11 protein-coding genes are annotated in these 22,022 nt (G+C 57.0%); 7 read left to right on the top strand and 4 right to left on the bottom strand.

The annotated features are described in order from the left end of the window. Window positions 1-11: 11 nt before the first annotated feature. The 3 genes from UH5x_RS23190 to UH5x_RS23180 all read left to right on the top strand — a co-directional run bounded on the left by UH5x_RS23190 (window position 12) and on the right by UH5x_RS23180 (window position 5,289). Window positions 12-3,008: a sulfatase-like hydrolase/transferase gene (locus UH5x_RS23190; RefSeq protein ID WP_482633833.1), complete on the top strand. Its 2,997-nt coding sequence runs from the start codon at window positions 12-14 to the stop codon at window positions 3,006-3,008. Window positions 3,009-3,071: 63 nt separating this feature from the next. After that, window positions 3,072-4,046, top strand: coding sequence for a family 43 glycosylhydrolase (locus UH5x_RS23185; RefSeq protein ID WP_482633832.1), 975 nt, complete (start codon window positions 3,072-3,074; stop codon window positions 4,044-4,046). Window position 4,047: 1 nt separating this feature from the next. Then, window positions 4,048-5,289, top strand: a complete 1,242-nt coding sequence (locus tag UH5x_RS23180; RefSeq protein WP_482633831.1) for a DUF6786 family protein — start codon at window positions 4,048-4,050, stop codon at window positions 5,287-5,289. A 1,088-nt stretch (window positions 5,290-6,377) separates the two neighbouring features. Here the strand turns inward: UH5x_RS23180 and ltnD are convergent. Next, the gene (gene ltnD / locus UH5x_RS23175; protein ID WP_482633830.1) at window positions 6,378-7,277 is read right to left on the bottom strand and encodes an L-threonate dehydrogenase; all 900 of its coding nucleotides are present in this window, start codon (window positions 7,275-7,277) and stop codon (window positions 6,378-6,380) included. A 212-nt stretch (window positions 7,278-7,489) separates the two neighbouring features. Here ltnD and UH5x_RS23170 point away from each other — a divergent pair, with 212 nt between their 5' ends. The 4 genes from UH5x_RS23170 to UH5x_RS23155 all read left to right on the top strand — a co-directional run bounded on the left by UH5x_RS23170 (window position 7,490) and on the right by UH5x_RS23155 (window position 13,683). Beyond that, window positions 7,490-8,647: a XylR family transcriptional regulator gene (locus tag UH5x_RS23170; RefSeq protein ID WP_482633829.1), complete on the top strand. Its 1,158-nt coding sequence runs from the start codon at window positions 7,490-7,492 to the stop codon at window positions 8,645-8,647. Between the two features lie 341 nt (window positions 8,648-8,988). Continuing rightward, on the top strand, window positions 8,989-11,343 hold the full coding sequence (locus UH5x_RS23165) for a DUF1553 domain-containing protein (RefSeq protein ID WP_482633828.1): 2,355 nt from the start codon (window positions 8,989-8,991) through the stop codon (window positions 11,341-11,343). Window positions 11,344-11,451: 108 nt separating this feature from the next. Further along, window positions 11,452-12,891, top strand: coding sequence for a DUF1501 domain-containing protein (locus UH5x_RS23160; RefSeq protein ID WP_047814372.1), 1,440 nt, complete (start codon window positions 11,452-11,454; stop codon window positions 12,889-12,891). Window positions 12,892-12,996: 105 nt separating this feature from the next. Continuing rightward, window positions 12,997-13,683 (top strand): beta-xylosidase family glycoside hydrolase, encoded by a 687-nt coding sequence (locus tag UH5x_RS23155; RefSeq protein ID WP_482633827.1) that lies wholly within the window; start codon window positions 12,997-12,999, stop codon window positions 13,681-13,683. Between the two features lie 138 nt (window positions 13,684-13,821). Here UH5x_RS23155 and UH5x_RS23150 read toward each other — a convergent pair whose 3' ends face one another. The 3 genes from UH5x_RS23150 to UH5x_RS23140 all read right to left on the bottom strand — a co-directional run bounded on the left by UH5x_RS23150 (window position 13,822) and on the right by UH5x_RS23140 (window position 21,879). Further along, window positions 13,822-14,508, bottom strand: coding sequence for a PH domain-containing protein (locus tag UH5x_RS23150; protein WP_482633826.1), 687 nt, complete (start codon window positions 14,506-14,508; stop codon window positions 13,822-13,824). 296 nt (window positions 14,509-14,804) lie between these two features. Then, the gene (locus tag UH5x_RS23145; protein WP_482633825.1) at window positions 14,805-15,470 is read right to left on the bottom strand and encodes a class I SAM-dependent methyltransferase; all 666 of its coding nucleotides are present in this window, start codon (window positions 15,468-15,470) and stop codon (window positions 14,805-14,807) included. Window positions 15,471-16,077: 607 nt separating this feature from the next. Then, entirely contained in the window at window positions 16,078-21,879 is a 5,802-nt protein-coding gene (locus UH5x_RS23140) for a PVC-type heme-binding CxxCH protein (RefSeq protein WP_482636059.1), read from the bottom strand. Window positions 21,880-22,022 lie beyond the last annotated feature (143 nt).

Raw genomic sequence — 22,022 nt, 5'->3', positions numbered from 1 at the left:
GGTCCAAGCAAATGCCTCTCATGAATTCATCTCCGGTCCCTCTTTGCGCTGCCGCATTGGTGCTGCTGATTGCCAGCGTCACATCCGTCGCAGCGGAGCGTCCACCCAACGTCGTTCTGATTTTTGTTGACGACCTCGGCTACGGGGACCTGGGATGCTATGGAGCAACGAAACTTTCGACACCGAATATCGATCAACTTGCCGCGGAAGGACGACGGTTCACCGACGCCCACTCCGCATCCGCGGTCTGCACGCCTTCGCGGTACGGGCTGCTCACCGGCCAGTACCCACTTCGCGCGATGGGCGGTCAAGGAGTCTGGGGCCCGCTGCCAACGACCTCCGGTTTGATCATCGACACGAACACGCAGACGATCGGAAAGGTCTTCAAGGACAAAGGCTACGCAACAGCCTGTCTCGGGAAATGGCACCTGGGATTCAAAGAAGAACCGAACGATTGGCAAGTGCCACTGCGGCCGGGACCTCAGGACGTCGGGTTTGATCACTACTTTGGTGTTCCCTTGGTCAACAGCGGCAGCCCCTACGTCTATGTCAACGATGACAGCATCTTCGGATACGATCCAAACGATCCGTTGGTGTACGGAGGCAAACCCGTGTCCCCCACGCCCACGTTTCCTGCAGAAGCGTCCATCAAGAGCCCCAACCGATTCAGCGGTGCTCTCAAGGCTCACGAAATCTACGACGACGAGAAAACAGGCACGCTCCTGACGGAACGCGCGGTGAAGTGGATCAGTGAAAAGAAAGACGATCCGTTCTTTCTGTATTTCGCCACTCCCAACATTCATCACCCATTCACCCCGGCGCCCCGTTTCAAGGGCACCAGCCAGTGCGGCCTCTACGGCGATTTTGTCCATGAGTTGGACTGGATGGTCGGCGAGATCGTGAATTCGCTCGAAGACAATGGCCTGACTGACAACACGCTGGTTCTCTTCACCAGCGACAACGGTGCCATGCTCAACCGAGCAGGACGCGATGCAATCCAAGCCGGTCATCAACCCAATGGCGAATTGCTGGGGTTCAAGTTCGGCGTCTGGGAAGGCGGACACCGAGTTCCCTTGATCGCGAAATGGCCGGGCAAAATCAAAGCGGGAACTCAGTCCGATCAACTGATCAGCCAAGTCGACCTGTTTGCCACGTTTTCGGCACTGACCGAGCAGGAGATGCCATCGTCGGAGCAGAAAGACAGCATCAACATGTTGCCTGCGTTGCTGGAGGAACCGAGCGAACCCTTGCGGACGGAGTTGGTCCTCGCACCACGCCAGCCACGCAACTTGGCCGTTCGCAAAGGCAAGTGGCTGTACATCGGCGCCCGTGGCAGCGGCGGATTCAACGGTTCCAAACCCCAGCATCACGCTTGGGGAGGTCCCGCCGCGGTTCAGTTCTCTGGCCATAAAAACAGCGACATTGAAAACGGTCGCCTCAAGAAGGATGCTCCGCCCGCTCAGCTATACGATTTGGAAAAGGACCGATCACAGACCACCAATGTCTATCGGGAACATCCCGAGGTCGTGGAAGAAATGAAAACGCTATTGGAGTCCTATCGTCCCAAGAAAGGATCCCAAGGCACGCGGTCAAAGAAACCGTCGCGCAAGAAGAAACCCCAAGCCGCAAAGCAACCTCCGTCCCCCACCGCATCCGTCTCGCCGGCAGGTCGCGGAACTACAGCGGGAACGACCAAGCCCAACTTCGTCGTCATTTTCGCGGATGATCTCGGTTATGGTGACATCCGTTGCTACGATTCATCGGGTGTGAAGACGCCTCAACTCGATGCACTCGCCGAAGAAGGTTTTCGCAGCACGGACTTTTTCGTCCCTGCCAACGTGTGCAGTCCTTCTCGCGCCGCTCTGCTGACCGGACGCTACCCGATGCGATGTGGCATGCCCGTGGCCCGCAACGAAAACGTCGCGAAATACCAGAACTACAGTTTTGCCCCGGAGGAGCTCACGATCCCCGAACTGCTGCATCCGGCTGGCTACCGTTCGTTGATGGTGGGCAAGTGGCACTTGGGCATGGAAGTGGAAGGTTCGCACCCGCTCGACGCCGGTTTCGATGAATACCTTGGAATCCCCAGCAACTACGAACCACGGCGAGGCAAGAATCACAACACCCTGTATCGCGGCAAAGCGGTGGAGCAAGAAAACGTTCCCTGCGAAGTGCTGACGAAACGCTACACCGATGAAGTCATCGAGTTCATCGATCGACAACAAGACGATCCGTTCTTCATCTATGTATCGCATCACATCGTGCACAACCCGTTGCGTCCCAGCAAAGACTTTGTTGGCACATCTGACAAAGGCAAGTACGGCGACTTCGTCAAAGAACTGGATCACAGCACCGGCCGAATCATGCAAGCGATTCGCGATGCCGGGATCGACGAGAACACGTTGGTGGTGTTCACATCCGACAACGGCCCCACGCGAAATGGATCCGCCGGCGGATTGAACGGTGGCAAGTACTGCACGATGGAAGGCGGCCACCGCGTGCCGGGGATCTTCCGTTGGCCAAGCAAGATCGCACCCAACCAAGTTTCGGACGTCACGCTGACCAGCATGGATCTGCTGCCGCTGTTCTGTGGACTCGCCGGAGTTCAGCCACCGGATGATCGCAAGCTGGATGGCAAGAACATCCTGCCGATCCTGATGGGCAAAGACAACCAATCACCGCACCCATTTCTCTGCTACTACAACGGCACCAATCTGCAAGCCGTCCGAGAAGGCAACTGGAAACTGCATCTTCCCCGCACGACGGACGACCAACCCTTCTGGTCGAAGAAGCCCGACAAAACGAAAGGCTTTGTGACACTCAAAAAGCCACAGCTGTTCAACCTGGATCGCGACGTGAACGAAAAGCAAAACGTCGCGGATCGTCATCCCGAGATCGTCGCCCGCCTGCAAAGCCAAGCCGAACGGATTCGAAACGAACTCGGTGATGTTCACACGACCGGAACCGATCAACGAAACATCAATCTGGTTGCCCCGCAGGAACGCTGAACCGTTGCCCGACTCAGCCGCAACCAAATTCACCTCACTCGTAAAAACACCTTGAAAACCGACATGCAAAAACTCTTTCTCCCTGCTCTCCTCGTGATGCTGGCAAGCTCGGTCTACGCCGATTCGCCCGCTGCACCGACTGTCGTTGTCACGCATTCGGCCGTCGAGGGCATTGGTGCCGAACCCGGTGTCATGCGTCGCGACCCGAGCGACATCATCCAAGTCGATGACCTCTTCTACGTGTGGTATTCGAAAGGAAAGATCTCACCGGGATACGATGCCACGATCTGGTACGCGACGTCGAAGGACGGTCACCAGTGGACCGAAAAAGGCATGGCCCTCGCGAAAGGGGAACCCGGCAGTTGGGAAGGAGCCAGTGTCTTCACGCCCAACATTCTGGTCGCTGAAGGACGCTATTGGTTGTTCTACACCGGGACATCCAAGAAGTATGGCAAAGGCTTTCAACCCGATTCGAAAATCGGCATCGCGGTTTCCGATTCACCCGACGGTCCTTGGGAGCGTCTGGCAACCAATCCGGCGCTGTCCAACAGCGAAAACCGGGATGACTTCGACAGTCACCTGGTCGACGATGCTTGCTTGATCGTCCGAGACGGAAAGGTTTGGTTCTACTACAAAGGCCGCCAACTGGGCAAAGGCCCCGGCCAAACCCAAATGGGGTTGGCGATCGCTGACAAACCAGAGGGTCCCTACGTGCGTCACCAAGCCAACCCGGTGATCCCTGGCAACCACGAAGTCTTGGTGTGGCCTCAAGGCAAAGGCGTGGCCGCGATGATCGGCACGACAGGCCCGAAAGCAATCACCAATTCAATCCTGTATGCCGAAGACGGAATTCACTTCACCAAAACTCACCCATTGAAAAACGGTCCATGGGCAGGCGGCGCCTATCGGCCGGAAGCGTTCACGCAAAGCGGCAAAGGCAAACTCCCGGATTGGGGCGTCGAAATTGGAAGACCAAAAGGCAAGCAACGCGGTGGGCTGCCATTCATTCAACGGTTCGATGTCACGGAGAAAAACTGAGATGAAGAACACAACTTTCACAACGTTTGCAGGTTTGGTGGTAGCAGCCATGAGTCTCTTTCCTGAATCAGCCACCGCGGTGGACGGGTTCGCCGATGATGTGGCGTTCATGAAAGCACACACCGATGTGGTTCTGCTGCATCACGGTGACGCTGCCGTCGCCGTGGCGCCGGCCTACCAAGGCCGAGTGATGACCAGCACGTTTGATCGCAACACGGGCCCAAGCTTTGGCTGGATCAACCGTCCCGTCATCGAACAAGGTTTCCTTTCGGACGACGAGAGGAAAGGCAAACTCGAAGAGCACATTTACATCTTTGGCGGTGAAGAACGTTTCTGGCTCGGTCCCGAAGGTGGGCAGTATGGACTGTTCTTCGATCCCGGAACCCAATTCGAGTTCTCGGACTGGACAACGCCTCCGGCGATCGACACCGAGACCTACGAACTGGTCGAGCAAACAGACGTCTCCGCCAAATTCAGTCACTCAGCCAAACTGACCAACCACAGTGGCACGAAATTCAACGTCGGTATCGAGCGCACAATCAAGCTGCTCAGCCCCCAAGAAGCCGCTGACCAATTGCAGGTTGAGTTGGGTGACAATCTTCGCGTCGTGGGTTACGAAACCGACAATCGAATCACCAACACGGGCGAGAATCCCTGGAAGAGCGAAACGGGTTTGCTCTCGATTTGGATCCTCGGCATGTACAACCCTTCGCCCACAACAACCGTCGTCATTCCCTTTCGCTCCGGTGATGAAGAAGAACTCGGCCCCAAGGTCAACGACGCCTACTTTGGCGAGGTCCCGCCGGACTACCTGCGGGTCGAGGAGCAAGAACTGTTCTTCCGTGGCGATGGAACTCGTCGAGGCAAAATCGGCATCTCCCCAGAACGATCCAAAGGCATTGCCGGCAGTTACGACGCCGCGGGAAAAGTGCTGAACATCGTCACCTACAACGTGCAGGACTCGCCGCACGGGTTCGTCAATTCGATGTGGGAACTGCAAGACAAACCCTACGCCGGCGATGTGATCAATTCCTACAACGACGGATCGCCCGAGCCGAACAAGCCACCACTCGGTCCGTTCTACGAATTGGAAACGTCCTCACCTGCGGCAGCATTGCCACCTGGTGGCACCATGAAGCACGTGCAGCGGACGTTCCACATCCACGGCACCGAAGAGGACCTCGAACCGCTCGCTCAACATCTGCTCGGCGTGACGCTGGAGGAGATCAAAACGGCTTTCTAAGCCGCTCGGCAGGAATGATCGGGTATGAAACACTTGTCTCGAACTATTGGCGTGGTTGGTTGATGTCGTCGAACAGCGTGATGCGAATGCTTGCAGATGGAAATGATTGAACGTGGGCTTGGCCGTTGAGAGTTGCCCGACGAAACAGTTGAGGACAACGGTTCTACTCTGATGCGCCGCGTGTCGCTTATTCATCATCCACCTCTTCCGAAACGAAGCAGGTCGAGCAGTTTTCTGGTGCTGTATCGCTGGCTGGCGTCTGGGTTTCGCCCCGGACGGGGCCGTCGTGCTTAGCTCGGGGCGGAAGCCCCGAGACACTGAGTCCGGAAAACAAACGGTCGCCCCGGATGGGGCCGTCGTGGGAGTTGGGGGCGTCCCTCGCTCACGCTTTTTGAAGTTGCGCTTTTGCAATCGGTATTGTTGGCCAACGGCCAACATCAACCCACACGTTTTGAATTGAATTTGGCCGTTGGCCAAAATGGGGCCGTGCTTTACTGCTCCAGGGGCGATGCCCCTGGCTATGTTGAAAAAGGCCGTTGGCCATTGACGGATAAGGCGCAACTTCAAAGCTCACGCTTTGGGTTGTAGTTGGTGGTCTTGGCCGACACTGACGGGCAAGAGTGCCTTTTTATACCCCACAACTTCTGGGAGCCGTTTGCGTTGTAAATACAGGCGTTTTGAAGCCAAACATCCCTTGCCCAAGAACCATTCAGCAGGTACGCAGGTGTCATCGGATATGTGAGCCGTTGGCGTTAGCCACGGTTTTCACGCACAACCGGGGCTAACGCCCAAACGGCTCACATGATTGTGCTTGATCATTCCTGCCGACCTGCTTCGTGTTCGATCAGCGGAGGTTAGTGTTCCCTTTGCCGCTCTGGCGGAACACTAATCCACTCTGATCGGACACTAATCTTTGGTGTTTCGAGATGTGGGGTACAAAAAGGCAAGAGTGCCCATCCTCCATGCGTTGAAACGTCGTTGAGGACCGAGTCGACAAGCCGTCATCATTGACGCTCTGATTGCGGATGCCAAGTTATTCCTGGACTGCACCGAAGGGAGGGTGAAGTAAAACGGCACAACCGCTTGAGTCATTCATCCCCCGGCAGGTCCAGACTCGCGTTGCGAGCGTAGACCTTCGCAACAGCCGCGTCGTCTTCGCCTCCCAACCCCATTCCCGCAGCGGCCAGGAACTGCTGCAGCGCCGCGGCGGTCAACGGAGCACTGAACTTTGCATCACGAGCAATGTCCAAAACGATGCCCAAGTCTTTGGGCCAGATGTTCACTTGGCTCAGCGGTGTGTAGTCGCCAGCGGCAATGTGCGGCCCACGGTTCTCAAGCATCCAACTGGTCCCGGCACACTGCGGGATGACCTCCAGAAACTTTTCTGGCGACACGCCTTGGGTCATGCCGAACGTCATCGCTTCCGCCATCGCAGCGATGTGAACTCCCGCCAGCAATTGATTGACCGCTTTCATCGCGGAGCCTGCACCGACCTCTCCCAACCGGAAGACAATTTCGGCCATTGCGTCGAGCGCCGGACTCGCCACCTCAAACGCTTTCTCAGACCCCGCGGCCATGATCGAGAGTTGTCCCTTGGCGGACTTGGCAGCGCCACCGGAAATCGGAGCGTCCAGGTAATGCAATCCGCAATCGTTGCACCGACTGGCCATCTCACGGGCGAAATCGGGGGCCACGGTCGCGCAGGCGATCACGACGCTGCCCTCTTTCATCAAGGGTGCCACTCCGTCGGGGCCAAACAAAACCGCTGAAGTCTGATCGGCGTTGAGGACAGCAACGACAACGATGTCCAGGGTCTCTGCGACGTCCTTGAGATCGCCGGGCTGGCCACCTTCAGCGCGAAATCGCTCGACTGGATCAGACGAGATGTCTGCGCCCCAAACCTCATGTCCGGCCCGCAAACAGGACTTGGCCATGCCGTAGCCCATCGCTCCCAAACCAATCACAGCAATCTTCGAGGCAGTGGTCATTGATGTCTTTCTCGTCAGTGTTGTTGGACGTTGGGTCCTGCCATGAGGCAGGACAACGGGTGATGAATCATTGATCGGGACCTCACGCAGAGACGCAAGCGTTCGGAAAGAATTGTAGGTGCGACCTCCCTTCCCACCATGCGCAGTTGCGCACTTCTGCTACGCTCATGCGCATCGCAAAAAACCTTGGACCGCCCTTGGGATCAGGCCCCGTGACAACCACGAAACGACCACGACATGTTGGCATTCTTGTTGAGACCGACGATTCCTGGGGTCGCAATGTTGTCGAAGCCGTTTGTCGATTTGGTCACTCGAGCGGTTGGACGGTTCTGATCTCGCCTCGTGACTCACAAGGTCGCCTGCGTTTGCCAAAGGTTTGGAACGGCGATGGCATCATTGCTTCATTGCGATCCGAGTCATCGGTCCGCCACGTCAAAAGCCTGGGTCTGCCGGTGGTGGATGTCGGCATCATGGTTCCCAAATGCGATTGGTTCGCTCGAGTCGCGACCGACGATGCCGCTCGAGCCAAGATGGCGTTCGAACATCTTCGGGATCGGGGCCTGACTCACTTTGCGTGTTACGCACCGCCGATTGGCCGCTACTCGGACGTGCGATCCGCGGCGTTTGTCCGTGCCGTGACCGATGGCGGATACGAGTGCGCCATGTACGAAGCTCCCCACGACGAAAACGCTGGTTGGTTGACGAACTATTCCAATGTGCGTCGTTGGCTGACCACCCTTCCGCGTCCGCTGGGGATCTTTGCCGCCGATCCCTACCCGGCAAGACAACTGGTTGAGATCTGTTCGGCCGACTCGATCGGAATCCCCGACGAATTGGCGGTGTTATCGGGGGACGACGATGAACTGCTGTGCAATGTCGCCTCGCCCCAGATTTCGTCAGTCGAACTGGCCAGCCACCAGATCGGCGAAACGGCTTCACGGATGCTCGCGAAAATGATGAACGGGGGTGCGACGCCGAAACGCGAGCGGTTGATTCCTCCGCTCCAGGTACGAGGCCGACACTCCACCGATATCCTTGCGATACCGGACGACGAAATCGCGGAAGTCCTGCGTTACATCCGCGACAAGGCTCGCGATGGCATCACCGTCGCAGACTTATTGAACAAGTTCCCCATTTCTCGAAGACGGCTGGAACAACGTTTTCGTGCGGAGCTCAATCGCAGTCCCGCCGAAGAAATTCGCCGGGTTCGCATGGCACATGTCGGTCGGCTGTTGCTGGATTCGGACAAATCCATGACCACCATCGCGGCCGAATCCGGGTTCGCTTCCGGGGCTTCTTTATCGCAAGCGTTTCGTCAGCACTTTGGCACCACCCCCGGCGACTATCGACGTCAGAACCACGCCACCTGAATGAACCAAAATGCAATTTGAGAAAAATCGAAAGTGATTTGCGCGTCTGCGAATTGCTGTTGGCTTTGGTTCGCCTATCCTAATGCTTCCCTACGACACCACTGACGCCACTTAAGCAGGTCGGCAGGAATAATCGGGCATCATCATGTGAGCCGTTTGGGCGTTAGCCCCGGTTGTACGTGGGAGCAACGACGCTTACCGAAACAGTCCAAATGCCGAAAGACTCCTGCCGACCTGCTTAGAGTCACCGACAATGCCGCAGCGGCATCGCTGAAACGCTTCCTCGTTAGGGGGCGTGATGTCGTCTGCCTCCCACCTCCAATCCCCTGCAGGGAACACGCATGAACGGCTTTCCCATGCCTTCTCCGTTCGATCGCTGCTCCCAGTTCATCGCGATCTGCCTTGGACTGCTCCCCAGCATTGCGCTGGCTCAAGACTCAGCACCGCCCACCTCCAACAAAGAGCTTCCAGCCGGATACGCCCCGATCGACTTTGTTCGTGAGATCCAACCGATCCTGCGTGACAACTGCTACGAGTGCCACGCCGGCACCACGGAAGAAGGCAGCCTCAACCTTGGTATCAAAACCAAGGCGTTGCAGGGTGGCGACAGCGGCGAGGTGATTCAACCAGGCCACAGCGACGACAGCCTGCTCATCGAGTTGGTATCCGGTGGCGCAGACAACGCGTTGATGCCGCCGGAAGGTTCGGATCCCCTGACGGATGAACAGGTTGCCTTGCTGCGTGCCTGGATCGATCAAGGTGCGCCGTGGCCTGACGGCGCGGATGTCGTGGATCCCAAAATGCAGCGAGCCAAAACTCACTGGGCCTTTCAACGGTTCCAGCAAGTGAACCCGCCACAGCGGTCATCGAGCGACGATTGGTCCAAGGGTCCAATCGACCTGTTTGTGAAACGGAGATTGGATGAAGCCGGCCTTCGGACCGCGAAACCGGCCGATGCACGAACGCTGGTGCGGCGACTGTACTTTGATCTCGTGGGATTGCCGCCGTCTCCCGCACAAACCCGCCAGTTCCTTGTCGCTCATGCCGAACATCCCGACTCCGCCATTCAAAATTTGGTGGACGAATTGCTTGGTTCCCCACGATACGGTGAGCGTTGGGGCAGGCACTGGCTCGACGTCGCTCGTTACGCCGACAGCGACGGACAAGAAGCGGACATGGACCGCCCACATGCCTATCACTACCGCGATTTTGTGATTCAGGCATTCAACGACAACATGCCGTACAACCAATTCGTCCGTTGGCAAATCGCTGGGGATGAGATCGAACCGGAAAACGATGCCGCGGTGTCCGCCACTGGTTTTCTGACCGCGGGCACGTCGTTCAAATTGCCCGATTCGTTCCTCGAGAGTGAACGCCTCGCGAATCGCTACAACGAATTGGACGATGTGATTTCGACACTCGGGTCTGGCATGCTCGGGATCACGGTCGCCTGCGCTCGCTGCCACGATCACAAATACGATGCGTTCTCTGCGAAAGAGTACTACCAACTGCTGGGCGTCTTCCACAGCGGCGATCGCGTGTCGGACAAGTTGCCCAGTGGGAAAGACGGATTCTTTTTTCGCGACTTTGGCAAGGAACGTGAAACGACTTGGCTGTTCCGTCGCAGCGACTTCTATGACCGCGAAATTGAAGTCGACATCGGGTTCCCAGCCATGCTGTCATCCGGAGTTGATGCCCATGACTACTGGCAAAATGCCAAGGAAGCCTACGACGAACTCGACGACCCCAAGAGCACCCTGCAGCGCCGTGCCCTGGCCGATTGGATCACCGACACTGACCATGGCGGCGGAGCGTTGCTGGCCCGTGTCATTGTCAATCGGGTTTGGCACCATCACTTCGGCAAGGGGCTCGTGCCAACAACGGGTGACTTCGGCGTCAACGGAGACGCACCGTCACACCCTGCCTTGCTTGAGTACTTGACCAACGCATTCGTCGAAAGTGGCTGGAGTCTCAAAACTCTGCACCGCGAAATTCTCGGCAGTGCCGTTTGGCAGCAAGCCAGCTCGCGGGATGCGACTGACGAACGAGGTTTGGAAATCGACCTTGGCAATGAACTGTTGTGGAAGATGAATCCGCAGCGCCTCGAAGCGGAAGTGATGCGTGACGCGATGCTTGCCGTCAGCGACACACTCAGCCTGCAAGCCGGCGGACCAGGGTACAAACCCTACATCGCTCCGGAAGCCAACCTGGCCAGAAACATCCAAGGCGAACGCTATCCCAAAGACGCGCCCGACGACGCCACAACCCGGCGGCGTAGTGTCTACATGTTCCACAAACGTTTGATTCCTTATCCGATGTTTCAAGCGTTCGATCGGCCCGACCTGATGACCAGTTGCGCGCGAAGACAGAACACGACCGTGGCACCTCAAGCCATGGTGATTCTCAATGATCGCTTTGTTCGCACCGTGGCAAGGGACTTTGCAAACCGATTGATCGAAGAGCACCCCTGGGATTCGGTGTCCGATGATTCAGAACTGGAACCGGTCATTGCCGAAGCGTTTGAGATGTCCTTTGCGAGGTTGCCAACGGACGTCGAAGTCGAAGCTTCCATGCAATTCATCGAAGCACAAACGATCGCGAGAACGGAACGAGGGGAGCAAGATCCACGGATCGAAGCGCTGGCCGACTTTTGTCAGTCCCTCTTCGGACTCAATGAATTCATCTACATCGATTGAATTTCAGGCCCCGTACGATGGGCTTCCAAGCCCGTCGAAACAACTCAACAACCGCCGGCAACCAACCGCATCATTCAGTAACTTACATTGAGTCAGAGGCGAACCAAAATGACCAATCATTCACAACTGTTTCCCTGCGGTCGCGTCGCGAACATGCTCAGCCGCCGCGAATGGCTGTGCCGGGCGGGTGCCGGCGCAGGGATGATCGGTCTGGCCAATCTGATGGCCGAGCAAAATTTGTTGGCCGCACCACCGACGAATGACCTATCCGATCCCATCACTTCGCTGGCACCGCGACCGGGCCACTTCCCCGCGAAAGTGAAGTCGGTCATCTGGTTGTTCATGGAGGGTGCGCCCAGCTCAGTCGACATGTTCGATCCCAAGCCCGAACTCGACAAACGAGACGGCGACACCACCGACATCCAAGCGTTCTTTGGCAACCCGGGACCGCTGATGAAGTCACCGTTTTCGTTCCAACAACATGGCGAAAGCGGGCAGTGGGTTTGCGACAAATACACCCACGTGGCGAAACACGTCGACAAGATGGCGTTCATCAAATCGTGCTACAGCGAATCGAACGATCACGTCCCGGCGATCTACCAAATCAACAGCGGGCTGCCACGTCCGGGATTCCCCACCGCAGGAGCTTGGGTGACCTATGGACTGGGCAGCGAAAACCAAAACCTTCCCGGCTACGTCGTGATGGGCAACACGCAAGGTGCCAAAGGCGGACCTCACAATTGGGGTGCAGGCTTTCTCCCATCAACCTTTCAAGGCACGCTCTTCCGATCCCAAGGTGCACCGGTTCTCAACCTCAACCGACAACCTCAAATCACCAAACAAGACCAAGTCGCACAGCTCGACTTGATGGCCAAGCTGAACGACGAACACATGCGACGTCACACCCGCGACGCCGAGTTCGCCAACCGCATGAATTCGTTTGAATTGGCGTTTCGAATGCAGAAAGAAGCGACCGAGGTTGTCGATCTTTCGCGAGAAACAAAGGCCACGCAACAGCTCTACGGGATCGACAACCCCAGGTCCAAATCGTTTGGGTCCAAGTGCTTGATGGCACGCCGACTCGTCGAGAGCGGCGTTCGGTTCGTGCAGGTCTACAGCGACGGCGAATGGGACGCTCACAGTGACCTCGAGGAGAACCACACCCATCACTGCGCCGCCACCGATGTCCCCGTCGCTGGATTGCTTTCCGATTTGGAACAACGCGGGTTGCTCGATTCGACCCTCGTGATCTGGGGCGGCGAGTTTGGCCGCATGCCGATCTCGCAAAACGGCAAGGGACGCGACCACAATCCCAAAGGCTTCATGCAATGGATGGCGGGGGCCGGTATCAAAGGTGGCGTCAGCTACGGCGAGACCGATGAGATTGGATACGAGGCCGTTGAGAATCCCGTCAGCGTGAACGATCTGCACGCCACGATCCTGCACCTGCTCGGCCTGGATCACGAACGCCTCACCTACTTCCACAACGGACGCAGCTACCGACTGACGGATGTCGCCGGCAAAGTCATCCAGGAGATTCTCGCCTAAGCGTGATCACGTCCGTGGGCAACTCAACATGGCAGCAAGTGGGCATAGCGGATTGAAAGTACAATCAACCTTCCCCACCCAACTCCCCGCCAAGAACAAGCTGATATGTGCCGAATCCTTCTGTGTTCCATTGGATTGATTGCCGCCTGGCTGCCTTCCGCCACCCCAGCAGCCGAACCGATCACCGAGTCGTTTGTGGACGGGATGAGTGACCAATGGCGATGGGTGCGAGAGAACAAGGCCGGCTGGAAATTCACCCAAGATGGCCTGCAAGTCTTGATCGAACCAGGCAACATGTGGGGCAAAGACAACGATGCGAAGAACGTCTTGCTCCACCCCATCCCTGATACTTGGAAAGAAGCCGTTGACGTTCGCGTGCAGATCACGCAAGCACCCAAGAAACGCTGGGAACAAGCCAACTTGGTTTGGTACTACAGCGATTCAACGATGGTGAAGCTCGGCCTGGAACTTGAAAACAGCACGACCAACATCGTGATGGGCCACGAAACGAATGATCGGGCACGCACCATCGCCATCATTCCTTACCCTGCCGAGACGGTGCAGTTGCGATTCGTCGTCAAGGGCTCACAACTTCTCGGGCAATACCGACAACCAGGCACCGACTGGAAACCGGTTGGAACGACCACTTTGCCCTCCCAAACCTCGACTCCCGCTCCGCACGTCAGCCTGCAGTTCTACATGGGAGAAGCCGACTCCAATCGTTGGGCAACGGTTTCAAACTTTCAAATGTCCCCACTCAGTGAACAAGGCACTTCTCCGGCTCACAACTGACAGTTGCCGTTCACACCAACAGGGCTGACCTTCATCCGGTGCGAATCAGGACAAGTGGCGATCAGACCGCTGCCAACACCGAGATCGAGTTCGTGTCTGCTACCGAAAGCTCGCGTCCAAGCAATTCACCGCGGAAGCTCAATCCTGATTTTCGCGAATGAGATCGATGATTCGTTTGGGGTGGGGAAGGCCTTTGGCGACAACCTCCAAATCGTCTTGCCCCGAACTGGAGATGCCAATGCCACCCACATTCAGCAAACGTTGAACAAACGATTGATCGAGTTGAATATTGCGAACGTCGTCGTGCTGCACCTCCGACGTCTCCCGCGAGACGATGCCTTCCCGGTAGACCGTTCGATCATCGGTGACGGTCAAAGTGGTGAACCGGCTCAACAGCGTCCAGTAGCCAATCACCCCCGCAGTCACGATCAAGGCAGCCGCACTCAACCAAACCACGACCGAGGCTGGTCCGATCACCGCCATCTCATCCAATGCGTAACCCGCCAAGGACATCCCAGCCACTGACATCAGAATCAGCACTGCAGCGACGATACCGACGACTGAAAAAACAAGCGTCGCGATTGGGCGGGCGCGAAAGACGACTGGATGAACTTCCACCAGCGTGCGTTCTTCTGGCTCCGATGCCATCCTGTTTTCGCGAGCCGTTTTCTCGTCGACTTCATGAACGGCGGTGACAACGGCCGTCGGCATCTCCATCTCGAACGGTTTTTCACAACTGGGACAAAGCACAGGGCCATCTAAATGCTCGATCGTGCTATCGACTTCGTGGTGGCAGTACGGGCACTGCGTGGTGAGAACTTGCATGGCTAAAATTTCCGGTACGAGTGGACGGTTCGACGGCATCGAAGCAGGTCGGCAGGAGTCTTTGGGCGTTCGAAATGTCTTGGCAAGCGTGGTTGCTTCCACGTCCAACCGGGGCGATTGCCCAAACGGCTTACATGGTGATGCCCGATCATTCCTGCCGACCTGCTTCGCAATGCACAACCAATGCACATCACATACCGAACAGGCTTCCTCTCGCGATCCTCGAAATCGTTTCTCCTCGCCGGCCGTCGGAATCCATTTCCTCCGCGTCCACTATGTTCGCTGCATTCTCACGCTCACGGGGAGACACTTCTCTTAATGGCCCCATTGTTTTTCACGTTGGATTTTGGCATGCACACCTTGGTCCAGGTGTACAACGTCAGCGGTGGAAGATTCATGGGAACGGCCTCGGTTTCTGCCGGTCCAAACAGAGGCCGAGCAAATTCGTTGACATGGTCTCGAATCTGATAAGCAATGAACACGCCGCCCGGCCGCAAGACTTGATGGATCGACTGAGCGATCGTCTTCGCAATCGTCGGCGGCATGCTACTGAATGGAATCCCCGAGACGACCACATCGGCCAATCCGAACTCATGCTTCATCACCAGATCGGTGAGAGCACAAGCGTCGTCCATCACCACCTCGAGTCGCGGATCGTGAATCGCCTGCAGAGGCTCTGAAAAAACAGTCGATTTTTCGACCACCATCAGCCTCGCATCAGGCCGCATGAACTCCAGCAGGGTTTGCGTTGTCCCGCCTGCTCCTGGCCCCAGTTCGATGACGTTGCGAGCGTTTTTCACGCAATCGCGGTTGGCAAGTTTTCGAGTCAGAGACGGGGAACTCGGACAAAGAGTCGCGACGTCCAACGGGGCCTGACTCCACGCCTTCAACACGTAGTAGGCACGCTTCATGAACGTCGGTCCGGTACTCGCTACATCTGCCCCTGCAGTGATCGCATGCATCTCGCATCCACCTCAATGTACATCGAATGTTCTCTCCCCGAGAAACGCGAACGCTCCGCTTGTCATTCAGGGTGATAGGCGGCCGACCCTCGACCACATTGGGACACGTAAGCAATCCGCGTGCCATCGCCGCACCAAGCTTCCACCACCGCCGCATTCTTCAAACGCGGGTAGTGAGCTCCATTGGCGAATCACTCGGGACACTGCTTCGACGAGCCAGCGAGAACGAACACTCACTGCAGCCGTGGCCGATCCCCCATCGCACTGTTCAAAGCCCGGCGGTTGCTTGGACTTGATGCTGGCAACGGATCGGGAATCCATCCCCTCACAGCCTGTTGATTGAGTCAGCCGGAACGCGATCGAGTCCGGTTCGTGTCCTGTAACCGTGGGCTAGCGTTGGACAGCGAAATCTTTGCGATTGGCACTCCAACAGCGGATGCCATTTTTCTTCCGGCTTCTGCCTTTCTTCATCCCTATCGGGATGAAAACTTCGCGAACCAATACGCTCCACGACATCAAACCTTTCGCGGTCCAGGCGAACGCCCAAACGGCTCACATGGTTGTGCCCGATCATTCCTGCCGACCTGCATCACGATGCAGACCGTTTTCACTCCTCCGAATGGGAACCCGACGTCGGCAAAATCTCGAGCTGAACATTGCGGAAACGAACTTCGGTTTTGCCTCCACTGTGAAGCTGAAACGCGATGATGCCTCGATGGGCTCCCATCGGGTCTTCCATGTTCACGCATTCCTTGCCGTTGATCAGCGTGCGAATGTGGTGGCCGTTGGCGATGACTTCGTAGGTGTTCCAATCGTCGAGCTTCACGTGTTCTTCTCCGGACTCGCTCCACAGCAGGGCTCTGCCGTGTTCCTCGTAAAGCTTGCCCCACCAACCTGCTCCGATATCTGCTTGGTACCCACTGACTTCACCGTCATGAGCCTTGCTCCGGAATTGAATGCCACTGTTGCCCGCGTTGTCGAGCAACTTGACTTCCAGTGTCAGGTGAAAGTCTTCCACGGACAGATCGCTGACAATCCATTCGTTGCGTTTCAATCCCGCCGTTCGGCCAACCAGTTCACCGTCTTCCACTGACCACAATCCATCGGTGCCACTCCAGCCGGTCAGGTCGCGACCGTTGAAAATCGCCCCGGCGTTGTCGGGATTGGCGAGCATCGCCGTCTGTTGTTTCCCCTGCAAGTAAGCGATCAGAGAGCGCACTTCCAACGGACTGAATTGTTTCAATTGGTCATCGGGCATCATCGACTTCTCACTCTCCCGACGAACCTCGATTTCCTCCTTCGGGATGACGATCAAAGCATCCGAGGTTTGCAATGTGATGCTGTTGCGATCCTCTGCTTTGACCAATCCATTCACCACTCTGCCGTCATCGGTGAGGATGATCGTCGGCATGTACTCTTTGGCCATCACCGCGCTGGGGTCGACAATGTTGCTGAGCAAGTAATCGATGTTGGCTCGGTTCGATCCCGTCAAATCAGGCCCAACTTTTTGCCCGACGCCGTAAAGCACGTGACACTTCATGCAGGTCTTGGCAAAAATCGCTCGGCCAAGTTCAGAATCCGCGGGTGGATGAGCCTCGGACGCGACCAGGGTTTTCATCTCCGCGATCAGTTTCAATTTGTCGCTGGCGGACTCTCGGACCGTCCCCCAAACACTCTCCAGCAGCGAATCAATTTCGTCGCTCTTCAAGAACTGCAACTGGCGAACCAAATCGGCTGTCAGTTCGGAATTGGCAACCTGCTTGGCATCGATCGCCTTCAGCAACGCCACTCCCGATGAGGCCCGTCCACAGAGCGTCCCCAGTGCCAGGCGTCGCTCGTTGGGTGAGAAATCGGCGTACGCGTCCAGCAAAGCCGGAGCGACTGCAGGATCGCCATACTGGGCAAGCCCACGGATGGATGCCTCACGCAGCGGGCTTTCACTCTCCAGCAACGAAGACAGGGTCGGCACCAATCCTGGGTCGCCAGCGTCGAGCAAGGAACGCAGGGCAACGAGTCGAGTCTTGGCGTCGCCTGCGTTGTCCTCGATCTGCGAACGCATCGCGGCAAAGGCAGCGGAATCCCCAAAGGTCACACCGAGCGCAATGACCTGCAGACGCACAGCGGCATCATCACTCGAAAGCAGGCCCGCCGAGACCGTCGTCCATTGCGGGGGTGCAGTCACCTGCCGACGGCCCACCAACGCGGCGCGAATGGCGTTCAAAAACGTGAGTTGCAACTCAGGCGACTTGGCCTCGCCAAGTCCCTCGACCAAAGCGGCCAGAGACGAATCTGCTCCGCCGCTTCCAATGCGACGCAACATGAACTCTCGAAGCAGCGGGATGTTGTTGCCTGCCGACATTGCCAACGCGAGTGCGCGTCCGGTGTCCTCCTCGGCCAACGGCTCTGCGGCGTACCAGTACATCAACGCGAGATTGTGGTCGTCCCGATCTTCTGCATGCCCGGTGAGGGCGGTGAGCAGATCCCATCGCTGTTCCAAAGGAAGTTTCTGAGCGGCGGAGGCGAGATACAGCCGAACAACCTGGGATTCGTCGGTGTGAGCAAGATCGACCAAACGAGCGAGCAGCTTCGGGTCCGCTTTCGCGTTCTCAAGTGCGAGTTGGACAGCCCATCCGCGAACATACGGACTCGCGTCGGAAAGCATCGAGTGCAGGTTGCTGTTCGTGAGGCCACCGATCACATGCAACGCCCAAGCGGCCCGCAATCGACGGGTGTCGTGCTCGTTTTCGGCAAGCACTTCATTTAGAAAGGCCACCGCTGAATCGTCCATCGAATGCATGGTCGCCCGTTCTTGCAAATTGCGCCGCGAATGACGGACATACCAATCGTTTTCGTGAAGCGTCAGTTGGGCGAGTTCAAGGTCGCTCATCGAGTCAAGCGACTTTGGCGGAGCCGACGTTTCTGACTTGCCGTAGTGGATCTTGTAGATCCGCCCATTGGTTCGGTCGTGAATGTCCGCTTCGCGTCGGTGGCAGGCTTGCATGTCGTACCAATCGATCATCCATGCATTGCCATCGGGGCCATACCGAAAGTTCAGGATCTGAGACGCTTGGTCGCCCGTCAGCAAAAAGTCCGGGCCGTGACTGCCAACGAAGCCGGAACCGTTTGGTCGCAGCACATCCATGTTCAGACGCTGCCCGTGAATGTTGTTCATGAACAACTGATTGCGATACTGCTGGGGCCACTTGCCGCCGAGGTAGATCATCGCGCCGGCATGAGCATGGCCTCCACCGGCTGCATCCGATTTGCTGTTGCCACTGTGCGGGGTTGATCCCAGATAGTGCAAGTGATCGGCAATCGTGGGAATGTCACGGTAGGTGTAGGGATTGAAGTGACGTCCACCTTGCCGCTGGTAACGTGCCCCTTGGATGATGTGATACAGATGAGGAATCACACAGGCGGTGATGAAAGCCTGCCCGTGATCGTCGAAGTCAACTCCCCACGGATTGCTGGTTCCGTTTGCAAACACGTCAAATTCGTGCCTAACCGGGTGGTAACGCCACACCGCGCAGTTCAGCGGTGTGCGTTCTGCGTCGGGTGTCCCTGGCTTGCCGACTTTGGAATGCGTGAACACACCGTGGCAACCGTACAACCAACCGTCCGGTCCCCAAACAAACGTGTTGAGCGTCTCGTGTGTGTCTTGGTATCCCCAACCATCCAGCAAAATCTGCGGCGCGGAATCCGGCTGGTCGTCGCCGTTGCGGTCAGGAATGAACATCAAGTAAGGCGCCGCGCCGACCCACACCCCACCGAAGCCGACTTCCAGCCCACTGACAAGATTCAATCCTTCCACGAACACCTTGCGGCTATCGAGAGAACCATCGCCGTCTGTGTCTTCAAAGATCAGGATGCGGTCACGGCCCTGGTCGCCTGTTGCGCGGATCGGATACTCGTACGCTTCGGCAACCCACACTCGGCCTCGATCATCAATGGCCATCGCGATGGGTTGCTGCACCTGAGGTTCAGCGGCCCCAACGGTGACGGAAAAGCCATCGGGCAACGTCATTGCCTCAGCCGCTTGCTGAGCGGAAAGCCCAGCGTGTGGGTACTCGTCTGCCGCCAGAGCAATCATCTGCGGCGTCACTTCCGCGGGCTTGGATGAGTGCAGGCGAAAATGGTCGAAATTCAGATGCCCCCAACCACCACGGTGCTCATCAACGATCCGGATCATGATTTCCTGACCGATGAGTGGATTCAAGTCGACCGTGATTTGCCGCAGCGTTTCCCTCTTCGTGCCAAAGATTTGATAGAACGCTTTGCCGGTGTCCTTTCTGACCAGCTCCACACGAGTCTTCTCGCCATCACCTCCATTGGCCAGAAACGTGGCGTATCGATGAGTCACCAAAAAAGGGGCGGACGTCAGCGAGCCAGTACCTTTGTCACCAAACTTCTCGAAGCCGCCTATCCAATACTCACCCTGATGGTTGCTCTTCATGTCCGCTCGACGACCAGCAACCGTGTCGCCTTTGATTGGCTGCCCCTCCCACGCGTTTCCCTCTGCGGTCCAGTCGGCCAGCGTGCCAGTTTCAAAGTCGAGGTTCAACTCGCGTCCATCGATTGACTTCGGCTTGATTCCCACGGGAGCAGCGCCCATCGCTTTCGATTTCACTGACGTTCCGGCAACAAAACTGCCCTCGGATTGTTTGATCCGCAGGTAATCCAACGCAAACATGTAGGCCTTCTTGGCCTTGGGATTGGCGCCCACCATTCGCACGTTCAACGCGTGTTGTTTTCCTTCGACAGCGATCTTTGGAAAGGACAGGACTCCCGTCGTCACCACGTTGCCGCTGTACAGGTCGATGGGCGGCCCCAGCGGTTTGTCATCCAGCGTCAGTTGCACGATGCCATAGTCGCCCGCACAGGTGAGCACGACTTCGATGTCGACGGTTCCCGTGAACTCTGGCAGGGGAAGCTTCAACGAGTCAGCCGGCTTGGCCCCGGTCCACCATAGTTGCGACTGGTTGCTCCACTGATCCGCGCTGAAACCCGACATGTCCTGAGCCTTTGCCGATCCACCGGTCGGCTCGCCTGTCAACGTTTCCCCTTCAATCGCGCCGGGCACCTGCCCCGTCTCACGGTCGAGCTTCGATTTCGGACCACGCAGCGCCTCGGCGCCTTCGACCCGCGGCAGCTTCGGTCCGGTGTAGACCTTCGGCTGCGCCGCTTTGTACTCCGCCTCACTGACCGACTTCACCTGATGCGTCAAAACGTGTGCACCAAGCATTCCCCCGACAACGATGTCCGGAAGTTGGTCCTGATTGACATCGACGATCGAAACCTGCCGACCGATTCCCGCCTCCCCATCAGCCTTGAATGGGACCCATTCCACGCCGTCTTTGCCGCGTTTCAGTTGGAACCAATAGACAACCGCCCCGGCATGCCACTGAGCGCTCTGGCGGTGATGCGACCAATAGGTTTTGCCGGTAACAATGTCCTTCAACCCGTCCCCGTCGATGTCGGCCAAGGCCACCGAGTGCAATTCGCTGAACGCGATGCCATATTTGTTCTCGGAGGGATGTTCTCCCATGATCAAGTGATGCTTGAACGCGGGCTCGTTTTTGTCGCTGCTTGGGATCTGTTCGTACCAGGCCAACCCAAAATCATGCGCGCGATGACCTGTGATGATGTCATTGTCCCCGTCACCGTCGACATCGTAGGCGTACATTTCCGCGCCGCCGTACCCTTCGCTCAGGGAAACCGGATGATGAAACCAGCGTGATGTCAGTTGGTGCGTCAACGGTTGCTCGAACCAACCCTGTGAATGGATCAAGTCCTGCCGCCCATCTCCATTGACGTCACCAATCCCCAACCCATGACCAAACTTCTTGGGGGCGACCTGTTCCGAAATCGGATGAAACTCCCAGGCCTCAAAAGGATGGTCCCAATCGACGGTCGCAAAACCAAAGAACCCATCTCGCGTGCAGATCAGCTCCGGTTTCTCATCGCCCACGATGTCGATCCATTGCGGCGACTCATTGGACACCCAGTCGAACACCTGATGCTTTGCCCAGTGTTTGTCCCAATCATCTTTCCCGGGGTTTTCGTAGACGTAGGCGGGTGTCCCTGGGAATCCAACGACAAAGACATCGTTGAACCCGTCGCCGTTGAAGTCATGCAGCCAACTGAAGAAGTTGTCCGCATAACGATTCATGTTCTGTGGAACGGGTGGGTAGATTTCATGCTTCGCGGTGAAGTCAGGGCCTTCAAACCAATGCGGTCCATAAACGATGTCCACCACGCCATCGCCGTTGATGTCAGCGGAATTTGCACCTTCGGAGAAGTAGGTGTTCGTCAGTTGTTGTCGTTCGAACGAGTGAACGGTGCCCTCCTCGGCCGTCGCCGACAACGGCAACGCGAGGACGACCAACAACAGAATTCGAATCACAATCATTTTAAGAGACCCAGGAGGGAATGTTGTCATGCACATCGACGTTGTGCTGACGGCGGGACGAAATCCAAGCTGAAACCCAATACGGAAACGTCGGACCGAACAGTCTTATCGCGTCGGCGGTTGCAGTGTCCGTAAAATTTCAC

Source organism: Rhodopirellula sp. UH5, assembly GCF_056839225.1.
The sequence above is the reverse complement of the archived record's forward strand: the minus strand, read 5'-3'. Positions and strand labels throughout refer to the sequence as shown.

What these genes read in the sequence shown, in the direction of transcription:
- UH5x_RS23190 (WP_482633833.1), top strand. Translation starts at nt 12, where the DNA reads ATGCCTCTCATGAATTCATCTCCGGTCCCTCTTTGCGCTGCCGCATTG.
- UH5x_RS23185 (WP_482633832.1), top strand. Translation starts at nt 3,072, where the DNA reads ATGCAAAAACTCTTTCTCCCTGCTCTCCTCGTGATGCTGGCAAGCTCG.
- UH5x_RS23180 (WP_482633831.1), top strand. Translation starts at nt 4,048, where the DNA reads ATGAAGAACACAACTTTCACAACGTTTGCAGGTTTGGTGGTAGCAGCC.
- ltnD (WP_482633830.1), bottom strand. Translation starts at nt 7,277, where the DNA reads ATGACCACTGCCTCGAAGATTGCTGTGATTGGTTTGGGAGCGATGGGC.
- UH5x_RS23165 (WP_482633828.1), top strand. Translation starts at nt 8,989, where the DNA reads ATGAACGGCTTTCCCATGCCTTCTCCGTTCGATCGCTGCTCCCAGTTC.
- UH5x_RS23160 (WP_047814372.1), top strand. Translation starts at nt 11,452, where the DNA reads ATGACCAATCATTCACAACTGTTTCCCTGCGGTCGCGTCGCGAACATG.
- UH5x_RS23155 (WP_482633827.1), top strand. Translation starts at nt 12,997, where the DNA reads ATGTGCCGAATCCTTCTGTGTTCCATTGGATTGATTGCCGCCTGGCTG.
- UH5x_RS23150 (WP_482633826.1), bottom strand. Translation starts at nt 14,508, where the DNA reads ATGCAAGTTCTCACCACGCAGTGCCCGTACTGCCACCACGAAGTCGAT.
- UH5x_RS23145 (WP_482633825.1), bottom strand. Translation starts at nt 15,470, where the DNA reads ATGCATGCGATCACTGCAGGGGCAGATGTAGCGAGTACCGGACCGACG.
- UH5x_RS23140 (WP_482636059.1), bottom strand. Translation starts at nt 21,879, where the DNA reads ATGATTGTGATTCGAATTCTGTTGTTGGTCGTCCTCGCGTTGCCGTTG.